This is a genomic window from Micromonospora sp. NPDC049060 (assembly GCF_040649055.1).
Taxonomy (GTDB): domain Bacteria; phylum Actinomycetota; class Actinomycetes; order Mycobacteriales; family Micromonosporaceae; genus Micromonospora; species Micromonospora reichwaldensis.
Genome location: NZ_JBEZEV010000008.1, coordinates 1 through 13,078, shown reverse-complemented (window position 1 = coordinate 13,078; position 13,078 = coordinate 1). Strand labels below are relative to the sequence as shown.

The window sequence follows — 13,078 nt, the reverse complement described above, 5'->3', positions numbered from 1 at the left end:
CAGTGCAGTCGAGGACTCGAGGAGGAGCCCCGCCGATGAACGCCGACGAGATCGCCGCCGGACGGGCGCGCTGGCAGGCCCGCTACGACGCCGCGCGTAAGCGGGACGCCGACTTCACCACGCTCTCCGGGATGCCCGTCGACCCGGTCTACGGGCCGCCGGAGGGTGTGCCCTATCCGGGCTTCGAGCGCATCGGCTGGCCGGGCGAGTACCCGTACACCCGGGGCCTCTACCCGACCGGCTACCGCGGGCGGACCTGGACGATCCGGCAGTTCGCCGGGTTCGGCAACGCCCAGCAGACCAACGAGCGCTACAAGATGATCCTGGGCGCCGGCGGCGGCGGTCTCTCCGTCGCCTTCGACATGCCCACGCTGATGGGCCGGGACTCCGACGACCCGCAGGCGCTCGGCGAGGTGGGCCACTGCGGCGTCGCCATCGACACCGCCGCCGACATGGAGGCCCTCTTCGACGGCATCGACCTGGCCGGGGTCACCACGTCGATGACCATCTCCGGGCCGGCCGTGCCGGTGTTCTGCATGTACCTGGTGGCCGCCGAGCGGCAGGGCGCCGACCTGTCCACGCTGGACGGCACGTTGCAGACGGACATCTTCAAGGAGTACATCGCGCAGAAGGAGTGGCTCTTCGACCCGGAGCCGCACCTGCGCCTGATCGGCGACCTGATGGAGTACTGCGCCCGGGAGATCCCGCGCTACAAGCCGCTCTCGGTCTCCGGCTACCACATCCGCGAGGCCGGCTCGACCGCCGCGCAGGAGCTGGCGTACACGCTCGCCGACGGGTTCGGCTACGTCGAGCTGGGGCTCTCCCGGGGGCTCGACGTCAACGTCTTCGCGCCCGGCCTGAGCTTCTTCTTCGACTCGCACGTCGACTTCTTCGAGGAGATCGCCAAGTTCCGGGCCGCCCGCCGCATCTGGGCCCGCTGGCTGCGCGACGTCTACGGCGCGACCAGTGAGAAGGCGCTCTGGCTGCGGTTCCACACGCAGACCGCCGGGGTGTCGCTGACCGCCCAGCAGCCGGTCAACAACGTGGTGCGTACCGCCGTGGAGGCGCTCGCGGCGGTGCTCGGCGGCACCAACTCGCTGCACACCAACGCCCTGGACGAGACCCTGGCGCTGCCCACCGACGAGTCCGCCGAGATCGCCCTGCGTACCCAGCAGGTGCTGATGGAGGAGACCGGGGTGACCAACGTGGCGGACCCGCTGGGCGGGTCCTGGTACGTCGAGGCGCTCACCGACAAGATCGAGGCCGAGGCGGAGGAGATCTTCGCCCGGATCCGGCAGCTCGGCGGGGAGGGCCCGCACCAGATCGGCCCGATGACCTCCGGCATCCTGCGCGGCATCGAGGACGGCTGGTTCACCGGCCACATCGCCGAGTCCGCCTTCGTCTACCAGCAGGCGCTGGAGAAGGGCGACAAGCGGATCGTCGGGGTCAACTGCCACACCGGCACGGTCGCCAAGGACCTGGAGATCCTGCGCATCTCGCACGAGGTGGAGCTGGAGCAGCGCCGGGTGCTGGCCGAGCGGAAGGCCGGCCGCGACGAGGCCGCCGTCAAGGCCGCCATCGAGCGGATGGTCGCCGTCGGCCGGACCGACGGCAACATGATCCCGGCCATGCTGGACGCCGTCCGCGCGGAGGCCACCCTCGGCGAGATCTGCGACGCCCTGCGCGCCGAGTGGGGCGTCTACCGCGAACCCGCCCGCTTCTGACCCCGTCCCCCTCGACACCGCGATCCCGCTCCACCGCGATCCCGCACCCCGTGTTCCGGCGGCCGCCGGGCAGGCCTCGTACCGAGGACCGGAGGTGCGGGATCGCGCCGTGCCGGGCGGGAGGTCGGGCAGGGACGCGGGGACGGGGCGGGGAAGGGCGGGAGCAGCCGTGACAGTCGCAACTGTCGCCGTCGCGGTTGATCTGAGTTCCGTGGGTCGCGTGCGAGACTAGGTAACCATGAGCGACCCACGGATCACCTCGTCGATCTTCACCCGCGGCGCGGTCGACCTCAGCGCGCTGCGCACCCCCGCACCGGCCCCTGCCCGCCCCGCCACCCCGGCCCAGTCCGCCCCCTCCGCCGATTTCCCCGGCGCCGCCGGTGGCGGCGTCGCCGTCATCGACGTGAGCGAGGCGACATTCCAGTCCGAGGTTCTCGAGCGCTCGCTCACCACACCGGTGATCGTGGACTTCTGGGCCGAGTGGTGCGAGCCGTGCAAGCAGCTGAGCCCCGTGCTGGAGCGGCTGGCCGCCGAGGGCGGCGGCGCCTGGGTGCTCGCCAAGGTCGACGTGGACGCCAACCCCCGGATCGCCCAGATGTTCCGGGTGCAGGGCATCCCGATGGTCTACGCGGTGGTCGGCGGCCAGCCGATCGACGCCTTCTCCGGAGTGGTGCCCGAGGCGCAGCTGCGGCAGTGGATCCAGGCGGTGCTCAAGGCCGGTGGCGTGAGTGTCGCCGAGCCGGAGGACCCGCGCCTCGACGAGGCCGACGACGCCCTGATGAGCGGCGACCTCGACGCGGCCGAGCAGGCGTACCGCAAGATCCTCGCGGAGTCGCCCGCGGACGCCGCGGCGGAGGCGGGCCTCGCCCAGGTCGGGCTCGCCCGCCGGGTGGCCGGGGCCGACCCGGGCGCGGCGGTCGCCGCCGCCCAGGCGAACCCCGACGACGTCGAGGCCCAGCTCCTGGCCGCCGACATCGAGGTGCTCAGCGGCCAGGCCGAGGCGGCGTACGCCCGCCTGGTGGGCCTGGTCCGCCGCACCGCCGGTGAGGAGCGGGAGAAGGTACGCCAGCACCTGGTCAGCCTCTTCACGGTCGCCGGCCCGGAGGATCCCGCGGTCGCCGCGGCGCGCAGGGCCCTGGCCAGCGCCCTGTTCTGAGCACCACGCCCTGCTTGTGAGTACGTAGCACGCCAGCGCGGGCCGGCGTTCCGGCCGGCCCGCCCGACACCTCGAGGACGGGAGCCCATGATGCGCCGGATCGCCGTCCTCGACGCGCCCAGCAACCTCGGCCTGCGCCCACCCACGTCCACCTCGGTCCCCGGCTGCGGCAAGGCCCCGGGCGCGCTGCGCGACCAGGGGCTGCTCGCCCGGCTGCGGGCCCGCGACGCGGGCTGCCTGACCGCGCCCCGCTACGACCCCGGCGACTGGCGACCGGGTGACGGGGTCTGCCACGCCCGCGAGATCGCCGACTACTCGGTGGCGCTCGCGGAGCGCATCGGCGCCATCATCGACCGCAGCGAGTTCCCGCTGGTGCTCGGCGGCGACTGCTCCATCCTGCTCGGTTCGGCACTGGCCATGCACCGGCTCGGCGAGGCGGTCGGGGGGCGCATCGGGCTGGTCTTCGTCGACGGCCACTCCGACTTCCGGCACCCCGGCAACGCCTCCTACGTGGGCGCGGCGGCCGGCGAGGACCTCGCGCTGGTCACCGGGCGGGGGCAGGCCGACCTGGCCGCCATCGAGGGGCGCCGGCCGTACTTCCGCGACATCGACGTGGTGGTGCTCGGCATCCGGGCACAGGACGAGTACCGCCTCGACCTCCAGGCCGCCGGGATCACCACCCGGCCGGTGCCGGCGCTGCGCGCCGAGGGCGCCGCGCGTACGGCACAGTGGGCGCACGAGCAGCTCGCCGACTGCGCCGGCTACTGGGTGCACATCGACGTGGACGTGCTGGACCCGGCCGTGATGCCGGCGGTCGACGCCCCCGACCCGGGCGGGATCGCCTTCGCCGAGCTGGAGATCCTGCTCGCCGGCCTCGTCGACACCCCGCACTGCCTCGGCGTCGAGCTGACCGTCTTCGACCCCGACTACGACTTGGACGGCGCGTACGCGGCCGAGATCGTCAACACCGTGGTTGCCGGGCTGCGCCCGGTCTCGGCGCCGACGGCTTCGCCGCCCCGACTGCTGCCGGGCCCGTCGGCGTCCGCCGCCCCGCCCGCGCCGTCACGCTCTGCCGCCCCCACCAGGCCCTCCGCCCCCACTGCCCCCACCACGCCCTCTGCGCGCTCTGTGTCGAGCGTGCCGTCGCCGTCTGCCGCTCCCGGGATGCCGACCGTGTCTGCCGACCCCGGCGTGCCGTCTGCCTCTGCCGTGTCGGCTGGGCCGTCTGCCGTCTCGTCCGGGCCGTCTGCCGCGTCGGCTGGGCCGCCTGCGGTGTCGTCCGGGCCGTCTGCGGTGTCGTCCGGGCCGTCTGCGGTGTCGTCCGGGCCGTCTGCGGTGTCGGCTGGGCCGTCTGCGGTGTCGTCCGGGCCGTCTGCCGGGTCGGCTGGGCCGTCTGCGCTTGCCGCCCCTGCCACGCGCTCGGCGTCTGCTGGCTCGGTTGGGCCGTCGGCGTCTGCGGATTCGGCCGGGCCGTCGGCGTCTGCCGCCTCGGTCGTGCCCTCCGTACGTCGGAGCAACGGTCGTCCCGAGGTGCCGATCATGCCTCCGTCGGCCTCCGCCCCGGCGCTCGTTTCCGCCCCCGTTCCACGCGTTGACGGAGACGACCGGCACCCGGGCGGCGCCGAGGAGCGTGCCGATGACGTTCCGCCAGCCCCGCTTCGGCCGCTCGGGCCGGTGGCCCCGGTTGCCGCCGCCTCCGACGGTCTCGCCGTGCCGGAACCCGTCGGCCCGCCCGCCTCCGCAGGCCCGGGCCTGCTGCGCCGGGCACCGCTCGCGGGCCTCGACCCGGGCGACCCGCTGCCCGCGCCCGAGGACGGCACCTCGCCATCCGCCGCCGGTATCGCCTGACCCCCTGTCGAGCTGCCCCATCTGTGCGCCCACCTGCCGGGCCCGGTCGCGCCGGGACGGCTGATGGCACGTGCCTGGTTAAGGGCAAGGCTGGGCGGCTGATCGCACGTGCCCAGGGCAGGGCGAGGTGGGGCGGCTGATCGCACGTGCCCAGGGCAGGGCGAGGTGGGGCGGCTGGTGGCACGTGGCCAGGGCAGGGCGAGGTGGGGCGGCTGGTGGCACGTGGCCAGGGCAGGGCGAGGTGGGGCGGCTGGTGGCACGTGCCCAGGGCAGGGCGAGGCGGGCGCGGTCGAGGCAGGGCCGATTGAGCTAGGGCCGGTGCGCCTGCGGGTCCGGTCGCGGAGGCTGGTGGGACGCGAGGTGACGGGTGGAACACCATGGGTGTCACCAAAGGTTTTTGACACCCATGGTGTTCCCACCGGTGAATTGCCGGATGTGCGCCCGGCGGGCGTCGGCGCCTGCCCCGTCGGTAGGGGCAGCTCCACAGCGTCGCTCCGGTTCCGCGGGAACGCCCGCCAACCAGTGGTGATCAGGACGCCATGGACGTTAAAACCGCCCGGTAACGTCCATGGCGTCCTGATCACCAATGCTCGCTTCTGGCGGCAGGCAGGTGGGCTCCCCGGTGCGGCGACCGGCCCTTTGCGCGCCGGCTTGGGCCGCCGAGGCTGCCGCAACTACACGTCGCCGTCGCCGACACGTGACGGACCACGCCGACCAGGACGTGGCCGCGTGAACCGCGAAGCAGCGGTGCCCACGGGTGCCCGACGCTGCCGGCACCGACGACACCAGCACCGGCACCGACGACACCGGCACCGGCACCGACGACACCGGCACCGGCACCGACGACACCGGCACCGGCACCGACGCCGCCGGCACCGTCGAGGCCGCCGGCACCGTCGAGGCCGCCGGCACCGTCGAGGCCGGTACCGGTGTCGGTGTCGGTGAGGTTGGTCAGCGGGAGAGGGCGCGGAGGAAGCGTTCGACGGCGGGGACAGCGGTGGCGGTGCTGGCTCCGCCCTTCTCGACGAAGACCGCGAACGCGACGTCGCCCTGCCAGCCGACGAACCAGGCGTGCGTGTGCGCCGGGTTGTCGTCGTATTCGGCGGTGCCCGTCTTGCCGTGCACCGGCGCGCCCGGCACGTCCCGCAGCGCGCTGCCGGAGCCGGCCGTGATCACCTCCCGCATCATCGCCCGGACCCCCTCGACCGACTCCGGCTTGAGCTGCGGGCCGGGGGCGGCGGGCTGGGCCGGGGCGGGGTCGAGGACCAGCTTCGGCTGCTCGAACCGACCCCGGGCGACCGCCGCGGTGGCCGACGCCATGGCCAGCGGGCTGACCAGCGTGGTGCCCTGGCCGATGGCAGCGGCGGCCTGCTCGGTCGCCCCGCCGTTCGCCGAGACCTTGCCGGTGAAGGCGTCGAGGCCGACGTCCCACTGCCCCTCCAGCCCGAGGGAACGACCGGTCACGGCCAGTCCGTCGGGGCCGAGCTTCGGCGCCAGCGCGGCGAACGCGGTGTTGCAGGACTTGGCGAAGTCGGTGCGGAAGGGCATCGGCCCCAGCACGAAGTTGTCGGAGTTCTTGAACGGCTTGCCGTCGACGGTGAACGTCTTCGGGCAGTCCACCGTCGCGGCCGGCGTGATCGCGCCCCGGTCGAGCAGGCCGAGCGCGCTGACCATCTTGAAGGTGGAGCCCGGCGGGACCTGGGCGGTGAAGGCCAGGTTCTCCCCGGCCGCGCCGGGACCGTTGGCCGCGGCGAGCACCGCGCCGTCGCTGATCCGCACCGCCACCAGCGCCGCCCGGCGCTTCTCGCTGCGCAGGGCGGTGTCGGCCGCGTTCTGGGTGGCGACGTCGAGCGTGGTCTTGACCGGCTGCCCCGGCTTCGGCTCGCTGCGGAACACCTCGGTGCCGGTGGGCACCAGCGTGCCGTCCTGGCCGGGGCGCTCGGTGATCACGGTCAGCCCGGCCGCGCCGCGTAGCCGCTCGTCGTGGCGGCCCTGGAGGCCCCCGTGGCCGACCAGGTCGCCGGCCTCGTAACGGTCGGGGTGCTGGGCGAGGTCGTCGGCCTGGGCCGGGTCGACGGAGCCGAGCACCGCCCGGGCGAACTCGCGGGTGGGAGCCAGGTCGAGCTTGTCGCTGCGGAACTTGGTGCCCGGCAGGTCGTAGATGCGTTGTTTGATCTGCCGGTACGCCTCCTCGCGCAGGGTCACCACCTCGACGAACGCGCCCGGATCCGCGTCGTCGAGCCGCTTGCGCAGCCCGGAGAGGTCCACCGGCGGGGTGATCGCCGGTCGGATCGCCCGGAAGGCCGAGTCCAGCCTCCGGGTCAGGCCAGGGAGGTCGGTGACCTCGCCCGGTTGGAGCCCGACCCGCACCACGGGCCGGGGTGCCACGATCGGCTGGCCGGCGGCGTCGAGCACCGCGGCCCGGGTGGCGGTGTCGCGGCGCAGCCCGAGCCGCTCGCCCCGGGTGAGCTGCTCCTGCACCACCTGCGGCTCCCAGATCACCCGCCACTCGTCGCCGCCGCGGGTGAGCCGCACCGGACGCTCGTACGCCCAACGGGTCCCGCCCGGGAGGGCCCAGTCGACCTTGACCACCGAGGTCGCGACGTCCTTGGTCACCTTCGCCTCGCCCCGGCGGGTCAGCGTCGGCGGCGTGGCCGCCAGCTCGCCGGAGAGCTCCTTGAGCTCGCGGGCGACGTCGGCCGCCGGCACCTTGGCGCCGGTCGGGTCGACGAAGCCGACGGCCTGGAGGTCGCCCGAGCGCCAGCCGGCCAGGAACGCGTCGACGCTGCGCTCCGGTCCGTCACCGCCCGAGCACGCGGTGAGGGCGCCGGCTGCGAGCGCGGTCGCGGCGAGCAGTGCCAGCGGCGGGCGGAGCCGGTTGCGGCGGGGGCGGCGGGGGTACGACAAGCGCATGGAAGCGGATCTCCGATCTCGGAACTGCCCTGCACGCTAGTACGGCGGCGCGGTCCGCACCGTCCCCCCGCACCGGGACGTGCGGAAAGAGAGCCGCTGCCCGGGTGATGAACGACTGGTGGCGGGGTACTCCCGAACCGGCCAACCTCGTACCCGCAACGGGTGAAAGGACGAAGTCCGGAACCGGACGTCCGCACTGTGGTCCGCCGAGCAAGGGGCGGAACGGCAGGGCCTAGGCTGGGCGGCAGAGTGACCCACAATGCGGTGGGTCGAGGGGAGTGGCACCGATGGACCGGCGTCCGGCGATCAAACCGGGACCCGACCTCCGGCAGGATGACACCGGCCGGGACGACAGCTTCGATTCGGCGACCGACGGGGACGGCTTCGGCCGGCTCGACACAGGAGTGACCGGGATGACCGGTTCGAGTATCGACACCCTCTACGATCTGGGCCTGCCCGTCGACGCGCTGGCCGACGACGTGGAGGACAACGAGCTCGACGAGCCTGTTCCCAACGTGGAGCGCCTGGTCGCCCAGGCGGTCGCGCTTGCCGGCGACGACCACGACGCGGCGACCCTGGTCAGCCGCTTCTGGCGGTTCGCGCCGGACGAGGAGCTGATCGGCTTCACCGCCGAGGAGATGCTGGAGGCGGCTCGCGCGCACCGCGACCTCGCCCAGCAGCGCGTACCGGGCGAGTTGAAGCTGCGCATCCACGAGCCCGACGCCGAGCAGCACCACTCCGTCATCGAGATCGTCACCGACGACATGCCGTTCCTGGTCGACTCGGTGACCGCCCTGCTCAACTCGCACCACCTGGACGTGCACCTGCTGGTCCACCCGCTGGTGGTGGTCCGGCGCGAGCCGCTGGGCCAGCTGGTCGAGGTCTCCGCCGACGTCGAGCCCGACGACGCCATCGCCGGCGACCTGGTCGAGAGCTGGATGCACATCGAGATCGACCCGGTGCGCGACGCCGCCGAGCGGGACCGGCTGCGCCGGGAGCTCCAGCGGGTGCTCACCGACGTGCGGGAGGCGGTGGAGGACTGGCCGAAGATGCGCCAGCGCGCCCTCGCCCTCGCCGACGAGCTGGCCGCCGCGCGGACGTCGGACAACCGGCCGCCGGTGCCGGAGAAGGACATCACCGACTCGGTGGAGCTGCTCCGCTGGCTCGCCCACGACCATTTCACGTTCCTGGGCTACCGGGAGTACCGGCTGGTCGACACCGGCGAGTCGGGTGCCGGGGACGGGGAGCGGGGCAGCGGCCAAGCCCTGGAGGCGGTGCTCGGCACCGGTCTGGGCATCCTGCGCCAGGACTCCCCGGAGGCCCGGCCGCTGTCGTCGATGACGCCCGAGGCGCACGACAAGGTCACCGAGAAGCGGCTGCTGATCATCACGAAGGCGAACTCGCGGGCCACCGTGCACCGCTCCGCCTACCTCGACTACATCGGCTTCAAGATCTTCAACGAGGCCGGCGAGGTGATCGGCGAGCGGCGTTTCCTGGGGCTGTTCTCGACGGCCGCGTACCGGACCAGTGTGCAGGAGCTGCCGGTGGTCCGCCGCAAGGTGGCCGAGGTGCTGGACCGCTCCGGCCTGAGCCAGCGCAGCCACTCCGGCAAGGACCTGCTCCAGATCCTGGAGACCTACCCGCGCGACGAGCTGTTCCAGATCAAGACCGAGGACCTCTACCACGCGGTCATCGGGGTGCTGCGGATGGCCGGCCGCCGGCAGCTGCGGGTGTTCCTGCGCCGGGACGCGTACGGGCGGTTCATCTCCTGCCTGATCTACCTGCCCCGGGACCGGTTCACCACCCAGAACCGCCTGCGGATGCAGGACATCCTGCTGCGCGAGCTGAACGGCGTCGGGGTCGACTACACGACCCGGGTCACCGAGTCGATGCTCGCCCGGGTGCACTTCATCGTCCGGACCGACCCGAGCCGGACTCCGGGCGACATCGACGCCGACCTGCTCGCCGAGGAGCTGGCCGACGCGACCCGGCTCTGGGACGACGACTACCGGCTGGTGCTGGAGCGCAAGCTCGGCGACGAGCAGGCCAAGCACCTGTTCACCCGCTACGCCGACGCCTTCCCGGAGGGCTACAAGGACGGCCACACGCCGTACGAGGCCATGAAGGACCTGGCGAAGCTGGAGCTGCTGGAGGAGCCCGGCCAGCTGGAGATGCACCTGTTCCGCAAGCAGCTCGCGCCGCGGGCCGGTGGGCGGGGGCCGGACGTCGACGAGGCGATGGACGTCCGCTTCAAGGTCTACCGCTACGGCGAGCCGATGATGCTCTCCGCCGTGCTGCCGGTGCTGCACTCGCTCGGCGTCAAGGTGGTCGACGAGCACCCGCACGAGGTGGACCGGATCGACGGTCGGGTCTACCTCTACGACTTCGGGCTGCGGCTGCCGGAGGGCCACCAGGAGCTGTCCGAGGTGCGCCCGCACGTGGAGAACGCCTTCGCGGCGGCGTGGCGGGGCGAGGCCGAGGTGGACGGCTTCAACGAGCTGGTGCTGCGCGCCGGCCTCACCTGGCGGCAGGTCGTGGTGCTGCGCGCGTACGCGAAGTACCTGCGCCAGGCCGGCACGGTCTTCTCCCAGGAGTACATGGAGCAGACCTTCATCGCGTACCCGAGGATCGCCGCCCTGCTGGTGGAGCTGTTCGAGGTGCGGTTCGCGCCCGGTGAGGACGGCCACGAGCAGCGGCAGCAGCGCAGCGCCGAGCTGGTGGGCGACATCCGGGCCGCGCTGGACGACGTCGCCAGCCTCGACCAGGACCGGATCCTGCGCGCCTACCTGACGATGATCCAGGCCACCCTGCGCACCAGCTTCTACCAGAAGCGCACCGACGGGCGGCCGAAGTCGTACGTGGCGCTCAAGCTGGACCCGCAGGCGATCCCGGACCTGCCGGCGCCGCGGCCGAAGTTCGAGATCTTCGTGTACTCGCCGCGCTTCGAGGGCGTGCACCTGCGGTTCGGGCCGGTGGCCCGGGGCGGGCTGCGCTGGTCCGACCGCCGGGAGGACTTCCGCACCGAGGTGCTCGGCCTGGTCAAGGCGCAGATGGTGAAGAACGCCGTCATCGTGCCGGTGGGCGCCAAGGGCGGCTTCGTGCTCAAGCAGAAGCCGGGGGACCGCGACGAGGCGGTGATCTGCTACAAGGAGTTCATCTCCGCCCTGCTCGACGTCACGGACAACATCGTCAGCGGCGAGATCGTGCCGCCGGAGGACGTGGTCCGGCACGACGGCGACGACCCGTACATGGTGGTCGCGGCGGACAAGGGCACGGCGACGTTCTCGGACATCGCCAACGAGATCTCCACGGCGCACCAGTTCTGGCTCGGCGACGCGTTCGCCTCTGGCGGCTCGGCCGGCTACGACCACAAGAAGATGGGCATCACTGCCCGGGGCGCCTGGGAGTCGGTGAAGCGGCACTTCCGCGAGATGGGTCACGACACCCAGACCCAGGACTTCACCGTGGTCGGTGTCGGCGACATGTCCGGCGACGTGTTCGGCAACGGGATGCTGCTGTCGGAGCACATCCGGCTGGTGGCCGCGTTCGACCACCGGCACATCTTCCTCGACCCCGACCCGGAGGCCGCCGCCTCGTACGCCGAGCGGAAGCGGCTGTTCGACCTGCCCCGCTCGTCGTGGGAGGACTACGACCGGGGACTGATCTCGGCCGGCGGCGGGGTGTACCCGCGTACCGCCAAGTCGGTGCCGGTCTCGCCGCAGGTCCGCGCGGTGCTGGGCCTGGGCGACGACGTCACGCAGATGTCGCCGCAGGAGCTGATGAAGGCGATCCTGACGGCGCCGGTCGACCTGTTCTGGAACGGCGGCATCGGCACGTACGTGAAGGCCTCCAGCCAGACCAACGCGGAGGTGGGCGACAAGTCCAACGACGCGATCCGGGTGGACGGCAGGAACCTGCGGTGCCGGGTGGCCGGCGAGGGCGGCAACCTGGGCTGGACCCAGCTCGGCCGCATCGAGTACGCCCAGACCGGCGGCCGGATCTACACGGACTTCATCGACAACGCGGCCGGGGTGGACTGCTCCGACCACGAGGTGAACATCAAGATCCTGCTGAACACGGCGGTCGCCGACGGCGCGTTGACCGTCCCCGAGCGGGACGAGCTGCTCGCCGCGATGACCGACGAGGTCGCCGAGCTGGTGCTGCGGGACAACTACGACCAGGCCCGGGCGATCAACAACGCGCAGGCGCAGGCCGCCTCGCTGCTGCCCGTGCACCGGCGGATGATCACCGATCTGGAGCGTTCGGGGGCGCTGGACCGGTCCCTGGAGGCGCTGCCGCCGGACGACGAGATGGCGGTGCGGACGGAGTCCGGGCTGACCGCGCCGGAGTTCGCGGTGCTGCTCGCGTATGTCAAGATCGTCCTTGAGACGGAGATCCTGGCCGAGGGGCTCGCGGACGAGGAGTGGACGACCGAGGTCCTGGTCAACTACTTCCCGACGCCCATGCGTGAGCGGTTCGCCGACCGGATGGGCCAGCACCGGTTGCGCCGGGACATCGTGACGACGGTCCTGGTCAACGAGGCGATCAACCGGGGCGGCATCTCGTTCGTCTTCCGGGTGGTCGAGGAGACGGCCGCCCCGGCGGCGGACGTCATCCGGGCGTACGTGGTGGTCCGCGAGGTGTTCGGGCTGGGCGCGCTCTGGGACGCGGTGGAGGACCTGGACAACAAGGTCGACCCCGAGTTGCAGACCAGCGTGTACCTGGACACCCGGCGGTTGGTCGACCGGGCGGTGCGGTGGTTGGTGACCAACCGCCGGTCGCCGATCGACGTGCCGGCGGAGATCGCCCGGCTGCGCGACGGGGTGGCCCAGCTCCTGCCCGATCTGGAGGAGCGCTTCTACGGCAGCGAGCGGGACTCCCTCGCGGCGCACATCGACTCGCTCACCGAGCGGGGGCTGCCGCGCGACCTGGCCGAGCAGGCGACCCGGCTGATGTACAGCTTCGGCCTGCTCGACGTGGTGGAGACCGCGGCGAGCAGCGGGCGGGACGTCGGCGAGGTGGCGTCGGTCTACTTCGTGCTCTCCGACCGGTTCCGGGTCGACTCGCTGCTGTCGAAGATCTCCCTGCTGCCGCGTGAGGACCGCTGGCAGACGCTGGCCCGGATGGCGCTGCGCTACGACCTGTACGCCGCGCTGGCCGCGCTGACCGCGGAGGTGCTCGACTCCACCGCCGGCAGCCTGTCGCCGCAGGAGCGGGTGCTCCAGTGGGAGCAGTCGAACGCCACGTCGATCCACCGCGCCGAGCGGGCGATGGGGGAGTTCGACGAGTCCCGGGCGGACCTCGCCGCCCTGTCGGTGCTGCTGCGCCAGATCCGCACCCTGGTGCGGACCTCCGCCGCCGCCTGACGCGTATGGCACGCGGCCCGGCCGGTCTCACGACATATCTGAATAGCACACTACTGAACTCCAGTCACTTT

The 13,078-nt window shown here is 72.7% G+C and carries 4 protein-coding genes and 1 pseudogene; 4 read left to right on the top strand and 1 reads right to left on the bottom strand.

Going from position 1 to position 13,078, the window contains the following annotated elements; translation table 11 throughout:
* The first annotated feature begins 35 nt into the window (after positions 1-35).
* The 3 genes and pseudogenes from AB0B83_RS05850 to AB0B83_RS05840 form a co-directional block, all read left to right on the top strand.
* Positions 36-1,724: a methylmalonyl-CoA mutase family protein gene (locus AB0B83_RS05850; protein ID WP_311412025.1), complete on the top strand. Its 1,689-nt coding sequence runs from the start codon at positions 36-38 to the stop codon at positions 1,722-1,724.
* Between the two features lie 238 nt (positions 1,725-1,962).
* Positions 1,963-2,880, top strand: a complete 918-nt coding sequence (locus AB0B83_RS05845; protein WP_311412024.1) for a tetratricopeptide repeat protein — start codon at positions 1,963-1,965, stop codon at positions 2,878-2,880.
* 87 nt (positions 2,881-2,967) lie between these two features.
* A pseudogene (locus AB0B83_RS05840) lies at positions 2,968-4,071 on the top strand (arginase family protein); the annotation flags it as partial.
* A 1,608-nt stretch (positions 4,072-5,679) separates the two neighbouring features.
* On the opposite strand, the gene AB0B83_RS05835 reads toward AB0B83_RS05840, so the two are convergent.
* The gene (locus AB0B83_RS05835; RefSeq protein ID WP_357577184.1) at positions 5,680-7,641 is read right to left on the bottom strand and encodes a penicillin-binding transpeptidase domain-containing protein; all 1,962 of its coding nucleotides are present in this window, start codon (positions 7,639-7,641) and stop codon (positions 5,680-5,682) included.
* Between the two features lie 287 nt (positions 7,642-7,928).
* Between AB0B83_RS05835 and AB0B83_RS05830 the strand changes: the two genes are divergently transcribed.
* Positions 7,929-13,007: an NAD-glutamate dehydrogenase gene (locus AB0B83_RS05830; RefSeq protein ID WP_357577183.1), complete on the top strand. Its 5,079-nt coding sequence runs from the start codon at positions 7,929-7,931 to the stop codon at positions 13,005-13,007.
* Positions 13,008-13,078: the final 71 nt, after the last annotated feature.